The sequence below is a fragment of the Pseudomonas sp. D3-10 genome, assembly GCF_051132175.1.
In the GTDB taxonomy this organism is placed as follows: domain Bacteria; phylum Pseudomonadota; class Gammaproteobacteria; order Pseudomonadales; family Pseudomonadaceae; genus Aquipseudomonas.
In genome coordinates, this window is sequence record NZ_CP071668.1 from 4,859,296 (window position 1) to 4,882,765 (window position 23,470).

Sequence of the window (23,470 nt, forward strand, 5' to 3'; positions counted from 1 at the left end):
CGCAATCAAGGCTTGTCGTCGTCGTTCCAGGGTGCCGACAGGTAGCGCGTGCGGTTGAAAGTCTCCAGCCATTCGGGGCTGAACACCACCAACGCGCTGACCACCATGCCGTTGATGAAAGCCTCGGGAAAAATGATCAGCCAGAGGTAGCCGATGAAATCCCCCAGCCAGTAAGGCATGGCAAATATGCCGTCATGCCAGAGCAGGCCCAGCCCCAGCAGCAGGCAGACCAGCGCCGAAAGCGCGGCAGCCAGGAACCCCGAGCAGAAGATATACACAAACAGGTTGCGCGGCTGGGCACGCTCCACCAGGATCGCGCAACACTCAGTGATCAGCACTGGCAGGAGAACCAACAGCGCGCCGTTGATGCCGACCGCCATCATGTCCTGACGGCCCAGCAGCACCAGCGCGAGCTGCGCGCACAAGCCACCAAGGATCGCCAGCGGCCAGTCCAACAGCAGAGTCACGGCGGTCAGGCCGATGAAGTGATACGAAACGCCCGTGTCGAAGTCTCGTCGCACCAGCCACAACATGAACAGCGCGAACACCGTGCCGAACAACAGATGCTGGCGACGACCGTCGGTAAACAGCTCGACCCACGGAGCACGCGCCACCGCCCAGGCCAGCGCCGGCACATAGATCAGCCAGCCGGCCACCAAGGTCTGCGACGAGAGCAATTCGGCTCCGATCATCGATCTACTCCTTTGGCATGCCCGTGCAACACAGACCCCGTGGTCGCCCCGAGATTCAAGCTGGCAGTCTACACCTCCCCACGGGACGCCATTAATCAACGCAACGCTTTGGGCTTGTAGCAATTGAACGCTAAGCTTGGGTTCATGGATGATTCCGATTATTTACGCCTGCTGACCATCGCGGCCGAGCAGGCCAACGCCTTTCTCTCCAACGCCCGCAAATGGGAGCGTGAGCGGTGGGTCTGCCAGCGCCTGTTACAAGGGCTCAACGTGCCTTATCGCGCCGACGAATTCGCTCCGGCCGGAGAGCCGCCGGATGTGCTGTTTCGCGACGCCAATTTCGAAGTATTTTTTGTGCTCGACGAGGGCCGTCGTCTCAATGACGAATGGCGCGATGAACTGCAGCGTCGTCGTAGTGCCTTCTCACTGAGCCAACTGGTGCGGCGCGAGGCCAAGCCCCGACGAATTCCCGCCAATGAGTTTCTGATGAGATTGGCACCGACCCTACGCAAGAAAGCCCATAACTACACCGAGCGTGGCATGGACCTGGGCGAACTGGACATCATCGCGTTCGCCAGCCTCAAGCGCGAAGTCCTGGACCTCAACAGCCACTTCCCACCGCCGACCGAATACCTGCGCCAGGGCTGGCGCTCGCTGTCGCTGGTGGGGCCGACGTTCGCCCGGGTGCTGTTCGCCCACCCCGATGCGCCGGACTTCCTGCGAGGCAACCTGGGCCGCAGCATTGTCTTCGACGTGGGGATCAGCCTGTGATTCGCTTGTCGTCTCAGGGCTGTATACGCCGGATAGCCAGACACTGTAACGTCTTCACATTCCGCAACGTCTACCTGACGAGGCCTTTATGACCAGCCGCCTGAACCCAGATGACCAGAAGCATGTCGAAGAGTACCTGCAACTGTCCCAGCACCGAGTCGAGCGCCGGCCTTTCCGGCCGTGGATGCTCCTGGTGGTGGTACTGGCCATCACGATTGGCCTGGGCCTGTTGAGCCGATTGATCAGTTACCTGACGCTATGAGCCGCTTTTTGTCATTGACGCTCGCGCAGGTAACGGCACCGAATTCCTTTAGCCTTGCGAGATATCCCCATGACTCATCGTATTGTCATCGTTGGCGGCGGCGCCGGCGGTCTGGAGTTGGCTACCCGTCTGGGTAAGACCCTGGGCAAGCGTGGCACGGCCAGTGTGATGCTGGTCGACGCGAACCTGACCCACATCTGGAAACCGTTGCTCCACGAAGTAGCGGCCGGCTCCCTCAACTCCTCCGAAGACGAACTCAACTATGTGGCCCAGGCGAAATGGAACCACTTCGAGTTCCAGCTCGGGCGCATGAGCGGCCTGGATCGCGAGAACAAGAGAATCCAACTGGCCGCCACCTATGACGAGGCGGGCGTCGAGCTGTTGCCAGCCCGGGAGCTGGGCTACGACACGCTGGTGATTGCGGTGGGCAGCACCACCAACGATTTCGGCACCGAGGGCGCGGCGCAGCATTGCCTGTTCCTCGATACCCGCAAGCAGGCCGAGCGCTTCCACCAGCAGTTGCTTCACCACTACCTGCGCGCTCACGCCGGGCAGACCGATACCATCGAGCGCATCAGCGTTGCGATCGTCGGCGCCGGTGCGACCGGCGTTGAACTGGCGGCCGAGCTGCACAACGCCGCCCACGAACTGCATGCCTACGGCCTGGACCGGATCAAACCGGAGAACATGCACATCACCCTGATCGAGGCGGGCCCACGGGTCTTGCCGGCACTGCCAGAGCGGATCGGCGGGCCAGTGCACAAAACCCTGGAAAAACTTGGGGTGAATGTCATGACCAACGCCTCCGTCAGCCAGGTGACTGCCGACAGCTTGATTACGGCGGACGGCAAAGTGATCGACGCGAGCCTGAAAGTCTGGGCCGCCGGGATCCGCGCGCCAGAATTCCTCAAGGACATCGACGGACTGGAGACCAACCGGATCAACCAGCTGCAGGTGCTGCCGACACTCCAGACCACTCGCGACGACAACATCTTTGCCTTCGGCGACTGCGCCGCCTGCCCGCAACCGGACAGCGACCGCAACGTCCCACCCCGCGCCCAGGCAGCGCATCAGCAAGCCTCGCTGCTGGCTAAATCGCTGAAGTTGCGGATCGAGGGCAAGGCCTTGCCTGAATACAAATACACTGACTACGGCTCGCTGATCTCGCTGTCGCGCTTTTCGGCGGTGGGTAACCTGATGGGCAACCTGACCGGCAGCGTGATGCTTGAAGGCTGGCTGGCGCGGATGTTCTATGTGTCGTTGTACCGCATGCACCAGATGGCGCTGTACGGGATGTTCCGTACCGCGATGCTGATGCTGGGTAGCAAGATCGGGCGTGGGACCGAGCCACGGTTGAAACTGCACTGACATGACGATCGTTCCCACGCTTCGCGTGGGAACACCGCCCGTCCAGCACTTAGTCGTCAATCAAACCTGAAACCGCTGCACCATCGTGCGCAGCGAGTTTGCAAGCTGCGACAATTCATGGCTGGAGGCACTGGTCTGATCCGCGCCGGAAGCCGAGCGCACGGACAAATCGCGAATATTCACCAGGTTGCGATCAACCTCGCGAGCCACTTGCGCCTGTTCTTCGGCGGCACTGGCGATGACCAGGTTGCGCTCATGGATCTCGCTGACCGATGCCGTAATGGTTTGCAGCGCTTCCCCTGCCCGCTCCGCCATCGCGAGGGTGCTCGCCGCACGGCTGGAACTGGCTTGCATGGAATCCAGCGCCTGGGTGGCACCGCTGCGCATGCCCTGGACCATCTGCTCGATCTCCTGGGTCGATTGCTGCGTGCGATACGCCAGCGCCCGCACCTCGTCGGCAACCACCGCAAACCCCCGCCCGCTCTCTCCCGCCCGGGCCGCTTCAATGGCCGCGTTAAGGGCCAGCAAGTTGGTCTGCTCGGCAATGGCCCGAATCACATCCAGCACTTTGCCGATATCCTGGGATTGGCTGGCCAGTGACTGCACCAGGCCGCCGGTAACCTGAACATCGTTGGCGAGCGCGCTGATGGCGTCGACGGTGTCGCTGACCCGCTCCTGCCCCAACGTCGCCGATTCGCTGGATTGGCGGGTGGCGTCGGAGGTTGAAACGGCGTTGCGCGCGACTTCCTCCACGGCGGTGGTCATCTCGGTGACGGCAGTGGCAGCCTGTTCAATTTCGTTGTTCTGCTGCTGCAGGCTGTGGGTACTGTCGAGCGTGACGGCGTTCAGCTCATCGGCTGCCGTGGCCAGTTGCGCGGCCGAGCCGCTGATGCCCTGCAACGTCTCACGCAGATTCTGCTGCATGGCCGCCAGCGCCATGAGCAAACGGCTGACTTCATCGTTGCCATGGGTCTCGATCGGCCGGGTCAGGTCACCCCGGGCTATGCTCTGCGCAGCATTCAGCGCCTCGCCCAGGGGCTTGACGATGCTGCGCGTGAGCAACATGGCCAGGGCCACCGTAGCCAGGGCGGCAAGCACAATGAACAGGCTGACGATCATGCGGGAATTGACGTAGTGCTCCTGGGACTTCTGGCTCTCGATCGACACCTGCTTGGAGAATAATTCCGCCAGATCATTGAGCTGTTTGCCCGAACCGTCCACCACGGTTTTCATGTCCACCAGCAACAGCTTGATCAGCTCATCCCGACGCCCCTGCTTCGCCAAGGTAAACGACTGGGCGATACCCGAGCGATAGGCGGCGAAAGTCTGTTTGAACTGGTCGTAAAGCGCCTTGCCTTCCGGCGTGACGACCAATTTGTCGTAACTGGCGATTTTTTCGCTCAGTTCTTTATCGCGGGTATCCATCTGGCCGCGATACACCGCAATGTTTTTCGGGTCCTGGTCCAAGGCCATGCGCAGGGAAATGGTGCGAATGCGCAGCATCAATTCACGGATCTCGTCTCCGCCACGGATGCTGGGCAACCACTGGGTTTCCACCGCGACCTCACTGTCGCGAATGCTCGACATCTGTCCCAGCGCAAAGACCCCGAGCAGCGCCACCAGGACGGCGATCAAGGCAAAACCCAGCGCGGCGCGGCGGGCAATATTCAGTTGGCGAAGGAACATGTCGGGCGCCTTTTCTTGTTGTTGGCCTGAAGGTGGGCGATCGATGCTTGCCCTGTTGGCGGGTTATCGGCAGGTTGTACGACGACTTGAAGCCATCGGCTTTTCCGCAGGCAAAAAAAATCCCCGTATCTTTCGATACGGGGATTCTTAATATGGTCGGGGTAAGGGGATTCGAACTCCTGACATCCTGCTCCCAAAGCAGGCGCGCTACCGGACTGCGCTATACCCCGGTAAAAAAAAGGCGACCTTCGCAAGTCGCCTTCCTCGATCAGCGCTTTTGGCCTCTGATCTTAAGATTCGATTCCAGCGAACTGGTTTCAAAAATGGTGGGTCGTGTGGGATTCGAACCTACGACCAATTGGTTAAAAGCCAACTGCTCTACCAACTGAGCTAACGACCCAAATATGGTCGGGGTAAGGGGATTCGAACTCCTGACATCCTGCTCCCAAAGCAGGCGCGCTACCGGACTGCGCTATACCCCGATTGAAATGGCTCCGTGACCAGGACTCGAACCTGGGACCCAATGATTAACAGTCATTTGCTCTACCGACTGAGCTATCACGGAACTGATATTTCAAGTTACTGCTATTTGAAGCTACAACATTGAAGCCAGCTTCAACCTCTTCTACCCTTCAGCATCGCTGCGTTCGTGTGTCTGAGGCGCGCTATTCTACAATCTTCGTAACCTCTGTCAACCCCTTAAATTGCTTTCAAGACAATGATTTGCAACTTATTTTAGGTTCCTTCCCAAAGAGAAGTCGCCCTTGGGGTGACGTACTGCGGGGCGCACTTTACAAGTCTTTTCCTTTGAGTTCAACGGCCTGATGAAAAAAATGGCCTCGCAAGGCAAGGCCATTCCAATATCCGGCGATGCCGGCCTTCAGTTGAAGACGATTTCGTCGTTTTCCACGGTACCGGTCACGGTTTCGCCCGGCATGAACCGCCCGGACAGAATCAACTGCGCCAACGGGTTTTCGATCCAGCGCTGGATCGCTCGCTTGAGCGGCCGCGCGCCATAGACCGGGTCGTAACCCACCGCGATCAGCTTGTCCAACGCCTCGTCGCTCAGTTGCAGCTTCAACTCGCGCTCGGTGAGGCGGCTGCGCAGGCGACCCAGCTGGATCTCGGTGATGCCGGCGATCTGGTCCCGGGCCAACGGCTCGAAGATCACCACTTCGTCGACACGGTTGATGAACTCCGGCCGGAAGTGCGTAGAGATCGCATCCATCACTGCGGCACGTTGCGCCTCGCGATCGCCGACCAGCTCCTGGATCTGCGTCGAGCCCAGGTTGGAGGTCATCACGATCACCGTGTTGCGAAAGTCCACCGTGCGCCCATGACTGTCGGTCAGGCGACCGTCCTCCAGCACTTGCAGCAGGATGTTAAAGACATCCGGGTGCGCTTTCTCGACCTCATCGAGCAATATCACCGAGTACGGCTTGCGACGCACGGCCTCGGTCAGGTAACCGCCCTCTTCATATCCAACATAGCCCGGCGGCGCGCCGATCAAGCGGGCCACGGAGTGCTTCTCCATGAATTCGGACATGTCGATGCGCACCATGGCTTCCTCGGTATCGAAGAGGAACTCGGCCAGCGCCTTGCACAGCTCGGTTTTACCCACACCGGTCGGGCCGAGGAACATGAACGAGCCGCTCGGACGGTTGGGGTCCGACAACCCGGCACGGGACCGGCGCACGGCGTTGGACACCGCCACCACCGCCTCTTCCTGGCCGATCACACGCTGGTGCAACAGGCTTTCCATCTTCAGCAGCTTGTCGCGCTCGCCTTCGAGCATCTTCGAGACCGGAATGCCGGTCCACTTGGACACCACTTCGGCGATTTCTTCCTCGGTGACCTTGCTGCGCAGCAGCTGGTTTTCGCTTTTGCCGTGTTGGTCGACCATCTGCAGGCTGCGCTCCAGGTCCGGGATGACCCCGTACTGCAGCTCGGCCATGCGGTTGAGGTCACCTTTGCGGCGAGCCGCTTCCAGCTCCTGGCGGGATTGTTCGATCTTTTGCTGGATCTGAGCCGAACCCTGGACTTCAGCTTTTTCCGAATTCCAGATCTCTTCGAGATCGGAATATTCGCGCTCGTGACGAACGATTTCTTCCTGCAACCTTTCCAGACGTTTCTTCGCCGCTTCGTCGCTTTCTTTTTTCAGCGCCTGGGACTCGACCTTGAGTTGAATCAAGCGTCGCTCCAACCGATCCAGCACTTCGGGCTTGGAGTCGATTTCCATGCGGATACGGCTGGCGGCCTCGTCGATCAGGTCGATGGCCTTGTCCGGCAACTGACGGTCGGTGATATAGCGATGGCTGAGCTTGGCCGCCGCGATGATCGCGCCATCGGTGATGGCCACTTTGTGGTGGACCTCATAGCGCTCCTTCAGGCCGCGCAAGATGGCGATGGTGTCTTCTTCGCTGGGCTCATCCACCAGCACTTTCTGGAATCGCCGCTCAAGCGCCGCGTCTTTCTCGATGTATTGGCGGTATTCGTTGAGCGTGGTCGCACCGACGCAATGCAGCTCACCACGGGCCAGCGCAGGCTTGAGCATGTTGCCGGCGTCCATCGAGCCTTCGCCCTTGCCGGCGCCAACCATGGTGTGCAATTCATCGATGAATAGAATGATCTGGCCTTCCTGCTTCGACAGTTCATTGAGCAGGGCCTTGAGCCGTTCTTCGAATTCACCGCGATACTTGGCGCCAGCGATCAGCGCCCCCATGTCCAGAGACAGCAGGCGCTTGCCCTTCAGCCCGTCCGGCACTTCGCCGTTGATGATGCGCTGGGCCAAGCCTTCGGCGATGGCGGTCTTACCCACGCCGGGCTCACCGATCAGGACCGGGTTGTTCTTCGTGCGCCGTTGCAGGACCTGGATGGTTCGACGGATTTCATCGTCACGGCCGATTACCGGGTCGAGCTTGCCTTCTTCGGCGCGCTTGGTCAGGTCGACGGTGTATTTATCCAGGGCTTGGCGCGCTTCCTCGTGGTTCGGGTCGTTGACCGCATCGCCCCCGCGCAGGTTGTTGATGGCGTTTTCCAAGGCTTTCTTGCTCACGCCCTGACCGAGCAGCAACTTGCCAAGCTTGCTGTTCTCGTCCATCGCGGCGAGCAACACCAGTTCGCTGGAAATGAACTGGTCGCCCTTCTGCTGGGCCAGGCGGTCGGCCTGGTTGAGCAGCCGCGCCAGATCCTGGGACATGTTCACATCACCGGTCGGATTCTGGATCTTGGGCAACTGGTCGAGTTCTTTGGCCAGTTCCTTGCGCAGGCTGTTGACGTCAAAGCCCACTTGCATCAGCAGCGGCTTGATCGAGCCGCCCTGCTGTTCGAGCATGGCCTGCATCAAATGCGCCGGTTCGATACTGGGATGGTCCAGCCCGACGGCCAAGGACTGGGCGTCGGACAAGGCCAATTGTAATTTGCTGGTTAAACGGTCAATACGCATGGGTCACCTTCCTTTTGAGCAGGCCGGACCTAAGAAACATCCTGAATGAAGAAACCTGCCAGATACCGCTATAGATGTGGCCGATTCTGGAAGATTCAAGCAGCGCACTGTTGATACAGATCAGGAGAGTCTAGCGTTCGAGCCAGATCAAGGAAGCGAAGCGACCGGTGCGCGCGTTGCGGCGATAGGAAAAGAAGCGTGGGTCGGTCACGGTGCACAAGCCGCCACCGTACACGGCGGTAACGCCCCGTGCCGCCAGACGCAGGCGCGCCAGCGCGTAGATATCAGCCAGGAACTTGCCGGTGTTGTGGCTGGGTACGAAGGCTCGCTCTGCGCCGGCCAGTTGCGCAATAAAGGCTTCGCGCACTTCCGGCCCAACTTCGAACGCTTGCGGACCGATGGCCGGGCCGAGCCAGGCAAGGATTTCATCCGCGGGCATGGCAAGGCTATCGAGGGTGGCTTCCAGCACACCGTTCGCCAGTCCGCGCCACCCGGCATGGGCCGCCGCGACATGGGTTGCGGCGCGGTTGCAGAACAACACCGGCAGGCAATCGGCCGTCATTGCCGTGCAAGCGACACCCGGCGTGGCGCTCCAGCTCGCATCAGCGGTAACCACCTGGGTCGGATCAGCCTCGACCACGTCAATACCGTGGACTTGCTGCAGCCAGGTTGGAGTAATCGCGAATCGGTCGGTGAGGCGGCGACGATTTTCAGCGACGTCCGCAGGGTCGTCGCCGACATGGTCGCCCAGGTTGAGGCTGTCGAACGGCGCCAGGCTGACGCCGCCTTCGCGGGTGGTGACGCAGGCTTTGACCCGGGCTGGCGCGGGCCAGTCGGGGAGCAGCCAGTCATTCATCCGATGAACGCCTCGCGGTCCTGCTTGAGCAACGTCAAAAGCCAGACAAAATCATCCGGCAGCGGCGATTCCCAGCTCATGCGCTTGCCGGTCGTCGGGTGATCGAGCTCAAGGAAGCGCGCGTGCAGCGCCTGTCGAGGGAAATTCTTCAGTGATTCCACCATGGTCTGGCTGGCAGCCGGTGGAATACGGAAACGACCGCCATAGGCCGGGTCGCCCACCAATGGGAAATTGATGTGAGCCATGTGCACACGGATCTGGTGGGTCCGGCCGGTTTCCAGCTTGACCCGCACGTGGGTGTGGGAACGGAAGCGTTCAAGCACGCGGTAGTGGCTGACGGCCTGCTTTCCGCCTTCCATCACGGCCATGCGCTGGCGCTGCTGGCCGTGACGGCCGATCGGCGCGTTGATCTTGCCACCGGCGGTGACCACCCCGATCACGATGCACTCATAGATGCGGCTGACGCTCCGGCTTTGCAGCTGTGTCACCAGTTGCGTCTGCGCCTGGATGGTCTTGGCGACCACCATCAGACCGGTGGTGTCCTTGTCCAGGCGATGGACGATACCGGCGCGCGGCACATTGATGATGCCCGGCACGTGGTGCAGCAAGGCGTTGAGCAACGTGCCGTCGGCATGACCGGCCGCCGGGTGGACCACCAGGCCCGCAGGCTTGTTGATCACCAGGATATCGTCGTCTTCATAGACGATGTCCAGGGCAATGTCCTGGGCGACCCATTCTCCCTGGGCCTCCTGCTCGGCGGTCAGCTCGAGGACGGCACCGCCATGGACGATGTCGCGCGGGCGGATCACCGCCCCGTCCACCGTCAGGCGGCCGTCCTTGATCCAGGCGGAAAGGCGCGAGCGCGAGTGCTCGGCGAAGAGTTGGGCGGCGACTTGATCGAGGCGTTGGCCGCCCAATTCGGACGGCACCTCTGCGCGAAGTTCTATTTTATCGGACATGCTCGGACTGGGCGTCGGCACAGCCTTTGGTTTCGGCTGCGCGCTTGTGGTTAAATACGGCGTCTTTTGCCCCGAGGCTTTCAACGGGGCGCTCATCATAACAGGACGGCCCCGCCCAAGACAGCGGCCGTCATAGGGACGCAAGCCGCCATGCAAGTGAAACACCTGCTGCTGATCGCCATCCTCGCATTGACTGCTGCTTGCTCGTCGAAGGAAGTCGTAGACGAAAACCTGAGCGAAGTCGAACTGTACCAACAGGCGCAGAACGACCTGGATAACAACAGCTACACCAGCGCCACCGCCAAGCTGAAGGCGCTGGAGTCGCGGTATCCGTTCGGTCGCTACGCCGACCAGGCGCAGTTGGAGCTGATCTACGCCAACTACAAGAACGCCGAGCCGGAAGCTGCCAAGTCCGCCGCCGAGCGCTTCATTCGTCTGCACCCGCAGCACCCGAACGTCGATTACGCTTACTACCTCAAGGGCCTGACCTCCTTCGACCAGGACGTCGGACTGCTGGCGCGCTTCCTGCCGCTGGACATGACCAAGCGTGACCCGGGCGCCGCGCGCGACTCCTACAACGAGTTCGCCCAGCTGACCAGCCGCTTCCCCAACAGCCGTTATTCGCCCGACGCCAAGCAGCGCATGATCTACCTGCGCAACCTGCTGGCGTCCTACGAAATCCACGTGGCTGATTACTACCTGACTCGCCAGGCCTACGTCGCCGCCGCCAACCGTGGCCGATACGTGGTGGAAAACTTCCAGGAAACCCCATCGGTCGGCGACGGCCTGGCGGTGATGACCGAAGCCTACCAGCGCCTGCACCTGGACGAACTTGCGGCCACCAGCCTGGAAACCCTGAAGCTGAACTACCCCGACCACCCTTCCCTGGTCGACGGCCAATTCACCCCACGCGTCGACGAAGCCGACAACCGTTCGTGGCTGAGCAAGGCGACCCTTGGCCTGATCGAGTCCCGTCCTCCGCTGCCACCGGGCGAAACCCGCGCCAACCAGGACGTACAGCGTCAGTTCCAGGATGCCAAGGAAGCCATTCCGAACGAGCTCAAGCCAAAGGATGAAAATGGCGACGTGATCGAAGAGCCAGAGCCTGAAAGCGAGTCCAGCGACCGCTCCTGGTTCAGCTACATGACCTTCGGCCTGTTCGACTGACACACGGCCCGATGAAAAAGGAGACTCGCGAGTCTCCTTTTTTGTGCCTGGGTTTTATTGCGCTGTGCGCCGTTCCTGTCCTTGGCTAAACTGCCTGATCTCTAGCCAAAAAGTCGCCCACCATGCTTCGTCTATTGTTCTGGATCGTACTGATTGCCGCCGCGATATGGCTGTGGCGCAAGTTCAAGGGTGCCTCCTCCGCGTCCAACTCGCCCCGGGAGCAGGACGCGCCGCCGATGGTTCGCTGCGCCCATTGCGGCGTTCACTTGCCACGGGACCGGGCGCTGGAGCTCCAGCAACAATGGTACTGCAGCCAGGCTCATCTCGAGCAAGGCCCGGGCACTCGTGATCGCTAAGGACGAACGCCCTCGCGTCAAACAGGCGCAGCGCCTGCTGCGCCTTTATCACCTGTACCGCCTCAGCATCGGCATCACCCTGGTGCTGTTGATCTCCAGCAACATGGACAACCGCCTGCTGGAGTTCGCCAACGACGACCTGCTACGCAGTGGCAGTTGGTTATACCTGATATTGAACATCCTGCTGGTAGTGTTCCTGGAGAACACTCGCCACCCCGCGCGACTGTTTGGCCTGGCATTGACCGACATATTGCTGCTGTCGTGGCTGTTCTTCGTCGCGGGCGGCGCCCCCAGCGCCATCGGCAACCTGATCATTGTGTCGGTGGCGATCGGCAATACCTTGCTGCGCGGCCGAATCGGCCTTCTGCTCGCCGCCGTGGCCACCCTCGGAATCGTCGGCTCGACTTTCGTGCTCGGCCTCAGCGATTCGAGCCGGCCCAGCAGTTATTTGCAGGCGGGCACCCTGGGCGCCTTGTGCTTTGCCGCCGCGTTGCTCGTGCAGCGCCTGACCCGACGACTGGAAGCGAGCGAGATCCTCGCCGAGCAAAGGGCAAGCGAAGTGCTCAGCCTCGAAGCGCTCAACGCATTGATCCTGCAACGCATGCGCACCGGCATCCTGGTCCTGGATCGTCAACGCAGGGTCCAACTGGCCAATGAAAGCGCCTTGAACCTGCTGGGCATGCATGACCTGATCGGCCAGCGAATCGACGATTCATCGAGCGCCCTGGTCGAACGACTGCAACTATGGCTGAACAACCCCAGCCTGCGGCCGCAAAGCCTGACCATCAGCGGCAGCGGCCTGACGTTGCAGCCAAGCTTTATCGCCCTGGGATCGCAGGATCAGCAGCAGATCCTGGTATTTCTCGAAGATCTGGCCCAGGTGGCGCAACACGCCCAGCAACTGAAGTTGGCTTCCCTCGGTCGCCTCACCGCCGGTATCGCCCATGAAATCCGCAACCCGCTGGGAGCGATCAGCCACGCTGCGCAATTGCTGCGCGAGTCCGAGGAACTGAACGACGCGGACCGGCGTCTGACGCAGATTATTCAAGATCACTCCCAACGTATGAATCGCGTCATCGAGAATGTCCTGCAGCTGTCACGCCGCCAGCAAACCGCGCCCCAACGCCTGGATCTACGCACCTGGTTGGAGCAATTCGTCCAACAGGCCAGGGAAAGCGCCGCGCAACACCAACAGTTGCACCTGGACATCGCTCCAGGCGACTACATCACCCTGATGGACCCCGGCCAGCTGGCCCAGGTGCTGGATAACCTGCTGCGCAACGCCTGGCGCCACAGCGCAATGGCCCATGAACAGGCCGAGGCGTGGCTGGAGCTATTCATCGATCCCCGCAGTCAACTGGCGACACTGGACATCCGCGACAACGGCCCCGGCGTGACACCTGACCAGCAGACACACCTGTTCGAACCGTTCTTCACCACCAGCAACCAGGGCACTGGCCTTGGGCTCTATCTGTCCCGTGAGCTGTGCGAAAGCAACCAGGCCCGCCTAGACTTCAAACCACGCCAAGGCGGCGGCTGCTTTCGCATCACCTTTGCTCACGGACGGAAACAGATTTGAATACACGCTCACGGCAACGAATCCTGGTCGTCGATGACGAGCCGGACATCCGCGAACTCCTGGAAATGACCCTGGGAAGGATGAAACTCGACACCCGCAGCGCCAAGAACCTGGCCGAGGCGCAATCCGCCCTGGCGGGCGAAGCCTTCGACCTGTGCCTGACCGACATGCGCCTGCCCGATGGCACCGGCCTGGAACTTGTGAAACATATCCAGCAACGTTATCCCCAACTGCCCGTGGCGATGATCACCGCCTACGGCAGCCTGGACGTCGCCATCGACGCCCTCAAGGCCGGCGCCTTCGATTTCCTGACCAAGCCCGTGGACCTGACTCGCCTGCGGGAACTGGTCGGCAGCGCCCTGCGCCTTTCAGCCGGCATCCCGCCCGCCGCCACCGTCGAACGCTGTCTATTGGGCGACTCGCCACCGATGCGCAGCGTGCGCAAGCACATCGAAAAACTGGCCCGCAGCCAGGCGCCGGTGTACATCAGCGGCGAATCGGGTTGCGGCAAGGAACTGGTCGCCCGCCTGATCCACGAGCAAGGGCCCCGTGCCAGTCAGCACTTCGTGCCTGTCAATTGTGGGGCGATTCCCAATGAGCTAATGGAAAGCGAGTTTTTCGGCCATCGAAAAGGCAGCTTTACCGGCGCCATCGAAGACAAACCCGGACTGTTCCAGGCCGCGCACGGCGGAACGCTGTTCCTCGATGAAGTGGCCGACCTGCCGCTGGCGATGCAGGTCAAACTCTTGCGCGCCATCCAGGAGAAAGCCGTTCGCGCCGTCGGAGGCCAGCAGGAAGAAGTGGTGGACGTACGAATCCTCTGTGCCACCCATAAAGACCTGGACGCTGAAGTCGCCGCCGGGCGCTTTCGCCAGGATTTGTACTACCGACTGAACGTCATCGAACTGCGCGTCCCGCCCCTGCGCGAACGCCGTGAAGACATCGAACCGCTGGCCAACCACATGCTCCAGCGCCTGGCCGCCAGCACTGGCAACCCTGTGGCGAAGCTGCACCCACAAGCACTCGAGGCTCTGCGCAACTATCGTTTTCCGGGCAACGTGCGGGAATTGGAAAACATGCTGGAAAGGGCCTATACCCTTTGCGAACACCATCAGATCGAGGCCGATGACCTGCGCCTTGCCGAGAGCTACGCGGGTGGCGACGTGGCCAATGCCGACCTGGTGCGGGTCGACAACCTGGAAGACTACCTCGAAGACGTTGAACGCAAGGTCATCCTCCAGGCGCTGGAGGAAACCCGCTGGAATCGCACGGCGGCGGCACAACGATTGAAGTTGTCGTTTCGGTCGATGCGATATCGGTTGAAGAAGTTGGGGTTGGATTAGCTCAAAGCTTGGGGTTCATGCTCATCCCGTGGCGAGGGAGTGAAGAAGGCTTGTCATACATTGCGGTACTCCAAAGAGGAATGGATTACCAAGTTAGCGGGCCGCGACGCCCGGACGCTGAATTGGCAGCGACGGGAATAGGTTAGCGAGAGTTCTTCCCATCCGGCAACCGCCAGACCTTGTCGGATAATTCGGCTTGATTGAGGACGCTGTCCGACCACTCCCACAAATTTTGGCCGGTTGTTTAGGCCTCCATCGCTGGTGTGTATATCCGTTTCTGCGGTAACGACCACGGGCGGTTCCGCTCTTACAGCGGGTCACTTTTGGAAGAGCGCCAAAAGTAACCAAAAGCGCTTTGCCCCACCACTCGGCACCTCGCCTAGGCGAGGTGCCGAGTGGTGGGGCGAAGCCTTTTTTGCTTACTTTTTTTGGCGTCTGAAAAAAAGTGAGCCGCCGTAAGGGCGGAACCGCCAGCGGCCGTTACCGCAGCAACGGATATGTACACCACCACAACTACAACCGCCCAGCCGGCGCATAAGGCACAGGATCAACCACCGGCTCGCGCCCCAACATCAAATCCACAAACAACCGACACGAAGCCGGCGCCAGCACCAGCCCATTGCGATAATGCCCACAGTTCAACCAAAGCCCCGCAAACCCTGGCACTTCGCCAATATAGGGAATCCCTTTCGGCGACCCAGGTCGCAACCCCGCCCAGTGCCCAACCACCTCGGCATCGGCAAGCTCAGGAATAAGCGCCACCGCCGAAGCCTTGAGACTCTCCAGCGCGGCATCGGTCGGCGTCTTGTCAAAGCCCTCACGCTCCAGCGTACTTCCAACCAAGATGTGCCCATCACGACGTGGAATCGCGTAGCGCCCCTTGGCCAGGACCATGCTCGACAAAAAATCCTCCGCGCATTTGTACAGGATCATCTGCCCCTTCACCGGTTCGACCGGTAACTTCAAGCCCAATGTCTTGAGCAGCTCGCCACTCCAGGCGCCAGCCGCCAATACCACTTGATCGCCGCGAATCGCTCCAGCCGAGCTGTCCACTCCCACCACGCGCTCACCGTCGCGTATGAATCCCCGGACTTCGCAGTACTCATGGAGCGTGACGTTGGGCAGCGCTGCCAACGCGGCCTTGAGGGATTTCACCAGCCGGGGATTACGCACGTTAGCCACGTCGGCCATGTAGATCGCCCGGGAAAACCCTGAGCCCAGCACCGGCACGGCGTCGTGAACCGCCGAGATATCCACGGCGCGCAACGGACGCCCTTCCCGCTCGGCCCAGGCCAGCGCTTCGTCCTGGTCATCGAGGTCCAGCCAATACAGCCCGGTGACATGCACCTGTGGATCAATCCCGGTGGCGGCAAACAAGCGCTCGCCCAGCTGTGGATAAAAATCCTGTGACCAATGGGCCAGCGCGGTGACCGCCGGGCTATAACGCCACGGGTACAACGGCGAAACGATACCGCCACCCGCCCAGGATGACTCCTGCCCAACGCCGGAGCGATCCAGCAGCACGACGCGCTGCCCCTCGCAGGCCAGATTGAATGCGGTCAGCAGGCCAATCACCCCACCGCCGACGATCACCACTTGCTGTTGCCTGGTCATGTTCTGTTTCGACTCATTAGACAAAGGGCGCAACGCCGCGCCCATCAATAGAAAACTCAGCGGCCCCAACAGTCCTTGACGGTCACCCCGGCAGCGGCGTTCGCGATGTCCCGCTTGCCCGTGTTGTTGATCGTGAAATCACCGCACTTGTCCGCGGCCATGGACGAGCCGCTCCTGCGCGCGGCCGTCAACGTGAAGGTCTGGTCCGTCAAGGTCGTAGGGATAATGGTGTAGAAGTCATTCCCAGTGCTCAGGCCGGTCGCGTTGGAATAGACGTTGTTCTTCGAGTAGTGACGCTCGAGGATCTGCGCCTGCTCCGACAACAGCGAGGCAATCTCGGTACGCCGGGCCTTTTTAATGTATTCGGTCAGGCTCGGATAGCCGATGGTGATCACGATACCGATGATCGCGATGACAATCATGATTTCGATCAAGGTAAAACCTCGGTTGGATCTGTGCATGCCTTGCCTCTCACTGTATTTGTCGCCACATGATGCGGCGGCTGCCGCCGACGGCTTTGCCCAGCAGATCGGTGATACCACCACCGGAATCGTTCACGATCATATTAGTAGCCCCGTTGGCACTGACCACCGCGCTTAGGGTCGGGATCCCGCCCGTGAACACCACGCCGGCGGAAATCGTGTCGAGGCTGTTGAGCGAACCATCGTTATTGGTATCGAGTACCGCATAGTTGAGCATCTTACCGTTGAACGCATCCACTTCGATCAATTTGCCGGTACCGAAGCTGGCGCATGGGTCGGTGGTGTCCACGGCGGCCGTGGTGAAAACAACGCGACCAAGTACCAGGTTGGCCGGATTGATGACACGCTCGCCGGTGAGCGCATTGTTGTATGTCAGCGGCAGATACCAGCCTTTCTTCGTGGGATAGGCCACGTCGGTCTCGCTGGTCGTTATGAACTGCCCCGTAGCGCCGGAAAAGATACCCGTGATTGACTGGGCTTGCAGGCTCGAGACGGTGATCTGCCCCGTGCCGCCAGTGGCGTCCCAGATTGAATAGAACCCCTGCAGATCCTTGTTGAGCTTGTCCACGGACTCGTTGAATTTGCCCGTGCCGAAAAACACCTGAATGCCGCCCTGGGGGTTTTCCGCCAGCAAAGGTTGGGCGGTAATCGGCTGGGTCGTCCCGCCGGGGGCGGTGAACAATGGCTGACCGGCGAATGCCAGGCCCCAGGTGTTCGGTGAGGTACCACTGAGGTCGAACTTCCACATCCGCCCTCTCAGGTCACCGCCATAGGCGGCCTGAACCACATTCTGGGAATTGACCCGAAGCTTGACCGACGACAGCCCGTTATTGGTTTCGCTGCTGTTGACGATGATTTTCCGGATCAGCGAACCGTCGCGAATATCCACCACGTACAGCGCGGCCACACCGGTGTTGCTGCCGTAACCATTGGAGATAAACGCGGCCCAACGGCCATCCGCCAACCGCGCCACTTCGGGGCGTGCGTAGGCGTAGCCCAGGTCATTGAAGGGGTGCGCTGTGTTGGCGACCGTCGGCGCGCTGATTTCCCACAACGCCCGAATCGCGTTGCCCGCCGATGCATCGAACAGTTGCACCGCATAAAACGCCCGGCCACCCGCGCCGGTTCCGCCCAGGGCAAGGGTTTTCCAGACGGAGCCCAGTTGTGCATCAAAAACGCCGAGCTGCCCATCCACCAGGAATTTGTGGCTTACGCCGTTGACGTAGCTGGGGTCGGCGATGAGCTGCAACGACGGCAGGACGCTCGATGGCATGTAAGCGTAACGCCGGGTGCCGTTCGTACTGTTGATGACGCTGAAGAAACCATCGTTGGCGTTCACCACCAGGCTGGCGTTCATGTTCGCCGCCTTGGTCGTCAGGTAGGCGCTGTAGCTGGTGTCATTCACCAGGTCGGAGGCGGTCTGGTCGTTGGGCGAAGCCAGCAGCAGCGGTGAATTGATGATGTCCCCGAGCAAGGCGCTGCGCGCTTTCAGCCCGGTCTTGTTGATGCCCTTGCTCCATTCCACCAAATCGTTGCCGGTGACCCCTATAGGCAGGCCCTGGCTCAGGCTGGTCTGCTGAGCCGGGGAGAAGTTCCCGTAGGCCAGGGTTACCGCCACGTTGGTGGCGGTGTTCCAGGACTGATAGATCGGCGCCGTGGCGCCGGGCACGATAGCGGTGTCGGTGGTCCATTGAACCGCCGCCGTGTTGACCGTCCCGGTGGAGTTGAAACCGAACGCCTTTATGGTCCCGCGCCAATCCCTGGGGTCATAGGTGGTCTGGTAGTAACTGGAGGTGCTTGAGAGCGTGGCGCCATTGCTGGTGCCGCCGCCTCCCGAACCGGCCTTGGAGGTGATGTCGCTGAGGGCCGATGACAGCGCCGAGTTCAAGCCCTCGCTGTCGGTGGCCGGATAATATTTGCCCGCACCATAGCGAGCGGCGTCGGAAAGCATCTGGTTAGTAACGGCAAACCCTACGGTATAAGTGTTGAGGTACTGCCGGCGAAACTCGGCCCCATCCCAGCTCTTGCCCGTGACATCGGTGCCTGTGGTGCGCATGTCAATGTCGAAGGCGAACTTGGCGATGTCATCCAGATAAAGCGTGTCGCCCTCCGCATCGCCGCTGGAGCTGGCACCATCGTTGGCACTGATGCCATCCCAGTTCGGCAAGCGGTTGCCCCCTAGGGAGTCGTTGGTTGGAAACGTGCGGTCATAGGTGGGCAGGCCATCCGTGATCACCACGCCAAAGTTCTTCTGGCATCGGTATTGGATCGGGCTGGTATAGGTGCTGGGTGTACCGTTGTAATACGGCGCCATGCCTCGGAAATAGCGGGTGACTTCGTAATAACTTTCGGCCAAAGGCGTGTTGGCAACGGCGCCCAAGCCGTTGATGGCGTTGATCAAGGCGCTGTAGTTATTGTTGGCCTGGGCCTGGGTCACGCTGCCACTGACTGAAGAAAGATCGCTGATGGCCCGGGCAATGTAGCCGCCCGGGCCGGAGTTGCTGCTGTTGGGCGGGTTGAAGGTGGCAAGGCCAATGCGCAGGGCGCGGTTGTTGGCGACCAGGTCGGTCGAGACATCCCGTGCAACGTTGATGCGATAATCGTTGGGAATCGTCCCCGTGGTGAAGTCCCGGCTGGCACCGTTGGCCAGGGTTACCAGATAGGCCAGGTACTTCCCCGCGTAACGGGTATTACCCCCGCCCACCGGATCTGGCAGTCGCAGGCAGATTCGCCCGATGCCGGTCCGATAGAAGCCGTACCAGCCAGACAAGCAGCCGCCCCGCAACAGGCTCACCAACAGAACGTTCGAATCGTCCTGATCCAGCTCATACCTGTCGTTGCAGTTGTTACTGGCGTTACATGCAAAGGTGCGCGTCTGCGTCGCCGCCGGATCAAAGCCGGCGGCCCAGATGATGTTGTTCATGCTCCCGGAATCATCGATCAGCAGCATCACGTTGGGCGTCACCGCCGCCGCGCTCAACAGTGGCGACTCCGAAGGCGTGAAGCCATAGACCGGCGCCGCCAGGTAAAGGCTGAGCAACGCCCCCCACAACGAACCGAGCAGCGCCCTAATACTTCGCATAGATGCTCTCCACCACGCTGCGCTGATTGTTGCCCACTACAGCCACCGCAGTGATCCGATACAACGTCGCCGAGGTATTGACCGGCACGTTGACTGCCGCAAGGGTCGTGCCGATATTCTGCACGCCATAAAAGCCGCCCGCGGCGGCCACCCAGAGCACCCCCGACGACGAATTACGCCCCGCCCCTGTCACCGTCGCCGACTCGGCCGGTGGAGCACATTGTGCCGGGGTGCTACAGACCGGCAATGAATACGTCTCGACCTGCACAGCGCTTTCCCCCACCCTCAGCGCAGCCTCGGCCAGTTGGAACGACTGGTTGCGCTGCATGACGCTGCCGGTCATTTTTTCCTGAAGCGTGGCGCTCTGCATCGACGACAGGCCGATCAGCGTCAATAGCAGCAAAAAAACCAGGCTGACCAGCAATGCCATGCCGCGCTGGCGATGTCCGAGGCCTGTCGAAGTCATCGGTCGCTCCCTCATGGCAGCCGGTTGCGCAAGGCGGCAACCACGTTGAAGGTCTGGTCGCGCACGCTGTTCCTCGGATCGAACAGCGTCAGTGTCAAGCGCACGCTGCGAATCAGCGCCGGGTCGGTCGGGTTGGCGCTGTAGTTGGTGGCCGCGATATCCGTCGCACTGTCGGCCACGCCAAAGGTCACGTCGAACGCCCGCACGTTGTCCACCAGCACCGCCATGGTCGGGTTGCCGCGGCCACTGCCCAGGAGCAGTTGATTGTTGCTGAAACCGTAGATCAAACGACGAATCGGAAAAGCCAATTGCCCGCTCGCCGGTAATCGCGCCCCGGTGTAGGCGGTCGCCGTGTTACGGCAGTCGGAAATGATCGTCCAGGCCGGCGTGCCGCCGCTGTTGCCGATGTCGGCCGTCACCAGGGTCAACCTTCGGTTGGCGTTGTCCCAGCGAATCGGGGTGAGCTGGCTGGCGGCGAAATCATTGTTCGAGGTGGCATCGGTGATGGTCGCCAGGCAGCCAAACATGCCCACCATGCGAATCTCCTGGATCATCTTGCTCAAGGCAAACCGTGCGTCCTCCTGCATCACCGCCGCAGCGTTCTGGCTGACATAGGTGTTCTTGGCCGAGATGAAAATCTGCACGACGCCCAACACCACGACCAGGCTGATCACCAGCGCGATCATCAATTCAATCAGGCCGAATCCCCGGTTGCTTCTATTCATGGTGGCGTCGCCACCGGGTCGACGGCGACACGGCTGGTCAATACGAAGCTACGCCTGGCCTGCGCTGTGTTTGTCGTGTTGGCGGCCCGGGCATCGTCCCAGGAAACAGTGATGGTGTAGACCCGCTGATTCAGCGCGACAGTGCCCGTGGCCGTGGCGCCGCCGAAGGCGACGATGTTGGTCTTGAAGTCGTACAGGTCCTGGTCCCGGGCCACGCTGAGATTGGGTGAGCTGGGCGGCGTGATGGTGTAGTCGGCGGCTGAATTGGCGCGGATACGGTCCATCAGGTCGTAGGCGATGAAGCTGGCCTGGCTGGTCATGCGCGAGCTGTCGGTGTACTTGAGCGCATTGAGCTGGACCATCGCCGCCCCCAACAGGCCCACGCCAAGGATCAGCACCGCCACCAGCACCTCGATCAGCGTCATGCCCTCCTGTGCCCGTCTACTGCAACCCTTCATCCGCAACTTCCATCCAATACAATTCGTCCATTGAGGCAAACACTGAGCGTCCTGCTCTGCGCCCCCCGTACGTAACTGAAACTCACCGGCGTGGCCGGTGCCGATAATCCGCCCAGGTTGTTGAAATCGATACTGGTCACATCTGAGGTTAGCGTCAGAGTCACGCCGCTGCCCATCGCTGGAACAACCCGCAATACATTGGCCGGATTGCCGGTGCTGTCATACACGGTCAACTCACCACTCCAGGCTCCACCCTGCGTCGTGGGACGAATTCGCGTGGTAATGCCACGATTGATCGCTTCCATTCGCGCGAAGTTCAAGGCACGGCGCAAGTCGCCGATCTCGGTATCGGCCTTGCTGCTTTGCAGCGACCCGGTGAACGACGGCACCGCCATGGTGATCAGGATCAACAGCACACCGAGGGCCACCAGCAGCTCGATCAGCGTGAAACCTTTTGTACGAAGATCCATCGATGCCCTCCGTTGCCGTCGGCTATACCTGCTTCTACAACGCTAGAACAAACCACCGCTTGTGGCGAGGGAGCTTGCGCCCTCGCCACAACATGCTTCCTGCCAATCGCGCCGCTTCATACTCTCCAGGGAGGAGACGTCATGTACCAACAAGGCTTCAGCCTGCTCGAACTGCTCATGGGACTGACAATTGCCGCGATTGTTCTGCCATGGGCCGGCACAAGCTGCAAAGAGCTGATCGAATCCATGCAGCGCGAGGATACGGCGCAGTTGCTGCTCAGCGGGTTGCGCAGCGCCCGCAGCGAAGCCATCACGCGCAACCGCCGGGTGCTGATACAAGGAATAGACAACGATTGGGGTAAAGGCTGGCGGATCACGCTGGACAACAAGGAGAAAACCTTGCTGATGGAGCGCAGCGCACACGCTCGGGTGATCGGCAACTCGACGGTCAAACGCAGGGTGAGATTCGGCAGCCAGGGGGAAGCGCTGCACCTCAATGGCTCTTTCCAGGCCGGCACGCTGCATGTCTGCGCCAAGCGCGAACCGGTCAGCCATCACCAGGTGATATTGGCGCCCTCCGGCCGCGTCCGTCTGGAAAGTATCGAAGCCGAACAGGCCCTGTGCGCAAAAGGACTTAAAGCAGGGAGCGGACGCGCAGTTCCTTCGGCATCGAAAACGTAATGTTTTCCTCGCGACCGGCCAGCTCGTCAGCCCCGGTGGCGCCCCAGGCCTGCAACTGCTCGATTACGCCACGTACCAGGACTTCCGGCGCGGAAGCACCGGCGGTGATGCCGATCCGCTCGACGCCGTCGAACCAGCTGCGCTGCATGTCTTCGGCACCATCGATCAGGTAGGCCGGGGTGGACATGCGCTCGGCCAGTTCGCGCAAGCGATTGGAGTTGGAGCTGTTCGGGCTGCCCACCACCAGGACCACATCGCATTCGTTGGCCAGTTGCTTGACCGCGTCCTGACGGTTTTGGGTCGCGTAGCAGATGTCATCCTTGCGCGGTCCGCCGATAGCCGGAAAGCGCGAACGCAAGGCATCGATCACCCGACTGGTGTCGTCCATGGACAGAGTGGTCTGGGTGACGAAAGCGAGCTTTTCAGGATTGCGCACCTGCAACGCCGCCACGTCTTCCTCGTCCTCGACCAGATAGATGGCGCCGCCGTTGCTGGCGTCATACTGGCCCATGGTGCCTTCAACTTCCGGATGGCCCTCGTGCCCGATCAGGATGCATTCGCGACCGTCACGACTGTAGCGCGCCACCTCGATGTGAACCTTGGTGACCAATGGGCATGTGGCGTCGAACACCTTCAGGCCGCGACCGGCGGCTTCGGTACGCACCGCCTGGGAAACGCCGTGGGCACTGAAGATCACGATGACGTCGTCCGGCACCTGGTCCAGTTCCTCGACGAAAATGGCCCCGCGACTGCGCAGGTCCTCGACGACGAACTTGTTGTGCACCACTTCATGGCGCACGTAGATCGGAGGCCCGAAGACTTCCAGGGCGCGGTTGACGATTTCGATCGCCCGGTCCACGCCAGCGCAGAAGCCACGGGGGTTGGCGAGTTTGATTTGCATGCTGTGCCTCGTGTCTGTGGGAGCGAGCCTGCTCGCGATACGGTGGACCAGTCAACTCGATGGCGACTGTGACTCAGCTTTCGCGAGCAGGCTCGCTCCCACAGGTA

21 protein-coding genes, 4 tRNA genes and 1 pseudogene are annotated in these 23,470 nt (G+C 60.9%); 8 read left to right on the top strand and 18 right to left on the bottom strand.

The annotated features are described in order from the left end of the window. Positions 1 to 5: 5 nt before the first annotated feature. Complete coding sequence (locus J3P90_RS21970; RefSeq protein ID WP_420767623.1) at positions 6 to 692, bottom strand: energy-coupling factor ABC transporter permease; 687 nt, start codon at positions 690 to 692, stop codon at positions 6 to 8. A gap of 144 nt (positions 693 to 836) precedes the next feature. Here J3P90_RS21970 and J3P90_RS21975 point away from each other — a divergent pair, with 144 nt between their 5' ends. The 3 genes from J3P90_RS21975 (at position 837) to J3P90_RS21985 (ending at position 3,093) form a co-directional block, all read left to right on the top strand. After that, a complete protein-coding gene (locus J3P90_RS21975; protein WP_030140261.1) occupies positions 837 to 1,463 on the top strand; it encodes a DUF1780 domain-containing protein in 627 nt (208 codons plus the stop codon). Between the two features lie 88 nt (positions 1,464 to 1,551). Next, a complete protein-coding gene (locus J3P90_RS21980; protein WP_039593877.1) occupies positions 1,552 to 1,725 on the top strand; it encodes a DUF3094 family protein in 174 nt (57 codons plus the stop codon). 69 nt (positions 1,726 to 1,794) lie between these two features. After that, positions 1,795 to 3,093: an NAD(P)/FAD-dependent oxidoreductase gene (locus J3P90_RS21985; RefSeq protein WP_420767624.1), complete on the top strand. Its 1,299-nt coding sequence runs from the start codon at positions 1,795 to 1,797 to the stop codon at positions 3,091 to 3,093. Positions 3,094 to 3,153: 60 nt separating this feature from the next. Here the strand turns inward: J3P90_RS21985 and J3P90_RS21990 are convergent, their stop codons facing one another. From J3P90_RS21990 to rluD, 9 genes and pseudogenes are all read right to left on the bottom strand, one after another. Continuing rightward, complete coding sequence (locus J3P90_RS21990; RefSeq protein WP_434635655.1) at positions 3,154 to 4,032, bottom strand: methyl-accepting chemotaxis protein; 879 nt, start codon at positions 4,030 to 4,032, stop codon at positions 3,154 to 3,156. 24 nt (positions 4,033 to 4,056) lie between these two features. After that, positions 4,057 to 4,779 (bottom strand): annotated as a pseudogene (locus J3P90_RS21995) (MCP four helix bundle domain-containing protein); the annotation flags it as partial. A 153-nt stretch (positions 4,780 to 4,932) separates the two neighbouring features. Further along, positions 4,933 to 5,009: transfer RNA gene (locus J3P90_RS22000), tRNA-Pro, on the bottom strand. A gap of 94 nt (positions 5,010 to 5,103) precedes the next feature. Then, positions 5,104 to 5,179: transfer RNA gene (locus J3P90_RS22005), tRNA-Lys, on the bottom strand. A gap of 5 nt (positions 5,180 to 5,184) precedes the next feature. Continuing rightward, positions 5,185 to 5,261: transfer RNA gene (locus J3P90_RS22010), tRNA-Pro, on the bottom strand. A gap of 7 nt (positions 5,262 to 5,268) precedes the next feature. Then, positions 5,269 to 5,344: transfer RNA gene (locus J3P90_RS22015), tRNA-Asn, on the bottom strand. Between the two features lie 315 nt (positions 5,345 to 5,659). Beyond that, positions 5,660 to 8,224 carry an ATP-dependent chaperone ClpB gene (gene clpB, locus J3P90_RS22020; RefSeq protein ID WP_420767625.1) on the bottom strand — a complete coding sequence of 855 codons (2,565 nt, stop codon included), beginning with the start codon at positions 8,222 to 8,224 and terminating at the stop codon, positions 5,660 to 5,662. 130 nt (positions 8,225 to 8,354) lie between these two features. Then, entirely contained in the window at positions 8,355 to 9,080 is a 726-nt protein-coding gene (pgeF, locus tag J3P90_RS22025; protein ID WP_434675396.1) for a peptidoglycan editing factor PgeF, read from the bottom strand. Next, positions 9,077 to 10,039 (bottom strand): 23S rRNA pseudouridine(1911/1915/1917) synthase RluD, encoded by a 963-nt coding sequence (rluD, locus tag J3P90_RS22030; RefSeq protein WP_420767627.1) that lies wholly within the window; start codon positions 10,037 to 10,039, stop codon positions 9,077 to 9,079. Before rluD ends, pgeF begins: the two co-directional genes overlap by 4 nt. 150 nt (positions 10,040 to 10,189) lie before the next feature. Here rluD and J3P90_RS22035 point away from each other — a divergent pair, with 150 nt between their 5' ends. The 4 genes from J3P90_RS22035 (at position 10,190) to J3P90_RS22050 (ending at position 14,484) form a co-directional block, all read left to right on the top strand. Next, positions 10,190 to 11,206: an outer membrane protein assembly factor BamD gene (locus J3P90_RS22035; protein ID WP_420767628.1), complete on the top strand. Its 1,017-nt coding sequence runs from the start codon at positions 10,190 to 10,192 to the stop codon at positions 11,204 to 11,206. Positions 11,207 to 11,328: 122 nt separating this feature from the next. Continuing rightward, positions 11,329 to 11,562: a PP0621 family protein gene (locus J3P90_RS22040; protein ID WP_420767629.1), complete on the top strand. Its 234-nt coding sequence runs from the start codon at positions 11,329 to 11,331 to the stop codon at positions 11,560 to 11,562. Beyond that, a complete protein-coding gene (locus J3P90_RS22045) occupies positions 11,552 to 13,141 on the top strand; it encodes a two-component system sensor histidine kinase NtrB (RefSeq protein WP_434562248.1) in 1,590 nt (529 codons plus the stop codon). The genes J3P90_RS22040 and J3P90_RS22045 overlap by 11 nt, the downstream gene beginning before the upstream one ends. A gap of 65 nt (positions 13,142 to 13,206) precedes the next feature. Further along, positions 13,207 to 14,484, top strand: coding sequence for a sigma-54-dependent transcriptional regulator (locus tag J3P90_RS22050; RefSeq protein WP_434611518.1), 1,278 nt, complete (start codon positions 13,207 to 13,209; stop codon positions 14,482 to 14,484). Positions 14,485 to 14,997: 513 nt separating this feature from the next. On the opposite strand, the gene thiO is transcribed toward J3P90_RS22050, so the two are convergent. From thiO to J3P90_RS22085, 7 genes are read right to left on the bottom strand one after another with little or no spacing between them, the layout of a single operon-like run. After that, positions 14,998 to 16,098, bottom strand: a complete 1,101-nt coding sequence (thiO, locus tag J3P90_RS22055) for a glycine oxidase ThiO (RefSeq protein WP_434609494.1) — start codon at positions 16,096 to 16,098, stop codon at positions 14,998 to 15,000. Positions 16,099 to 16,154: 56 nt separating this feature from the next. Then, entirely contained in the window at positions 16,155 to 16,559 is a 405-nt protein-coding gene (locus tag J3P90_RS22060) for a type IV pilin protein (RefSeq protein ID WP_420767634.1), read from the bottom strand. Positions 16,560 to 16,569: 10 nt separating this feature from the next. Further along, the gene (locus tag J3P90_RS22065) at positions 16,570 to 19,662 is read right to left on the bottom strand and encodes a pilus assembly protein (protein ID WP_434675397.1); all 3,093 of its coding nucleotides are present in this window, start codon (positions 19,660 to 19,662) and stop codon (positions 16,570 to 16,572) included. Then, a complete protein-coding gene (locus tag J3P90_RS22070; protein ID WP_420767636.1) occupies positions 19,649 to 20,143 on the bottom strand; it encodes a pilus assembly PilX family protein in 495 nt (164 codons plus the stop codon). The genes J3P90_RS22065 and J3P90_RS22070 overlap by 14 nt, the downstream gene beginning before the upstream one ends. Continuing rightward, entirely contained in the window at positions 20,140 to 20,853 is a 714-nt protein-coding gene (locus J3P90_RS22075; RefSeq protein WP_434675398.1) for a PilW family protein, read from the bottom strand. Before J3P90_RS22075 ends, J3P90_RS22070 begins: the two co-directional genes overlap by 4 nt. Continuing rightward, entirely contained in the window at positions 20,850 to 21,311 is a 462-nt protein-coding gene (gene pilV / locus J3P90_RS22080) for a type IV pilus modification protein PilV (protein WP_434609489.1), read from the bottom strand. Before pilV ends, J3P90_RS22075 begins: the two co-directional genes overlap by 4 nt. Continuing rightward, positions 21,308 to 21,781, bottom strand: a complete 474-nt coding sequence (locus J3P90_RS22085; protein ID WP_420767639.1) for a GspH/FimT family pseudopilin — start codon at positions 21,779 to 21,781, stop codon at positions 21,308 to 21,310. Before J3P90_RS22085 ends, pilV begins: the two co-directional genes overlap by 4 nt. A 141-nt stretch (positions 21,782 to 21,922) precedes the next feature. Here J3P90_RS22085 and J3P90_RS22090 point away from each other — a divergent pair, with 141 nt between their 5' ends. Then, complete coding sequence (locus J3P90_RS22090) at positions 21,923 to 22,462, top strand: GspH/FimT family pseudopilin (RefSeq protein ID WP_434675399.1); 540 nt, start codon at positions 21,923 to 21,925, stop codon at positions 22,460 to 22,462. Here J3P90_RS22090 and ispH read toward each other — a convergent pair. Beyond that, positions 22,416 to 23,363, bottom strand: coding sequence for a 4-hydroxy-3-methylbut-2-enyl diphosphate reductase (gene ispH / locus J3P90_RS22095; RefSeq protein WP_420767641.1), 948 nt, complete (start codon positions 23,361 to 23,363; stop codon positions 22,416 to 22,418). The two genes, J3P90_RS22090 and ispH, sit on opposite strands and share 47 nt — an antisense overlap. Positions 23,364 to 23,470: the final 107 nt, after the last annotated feature.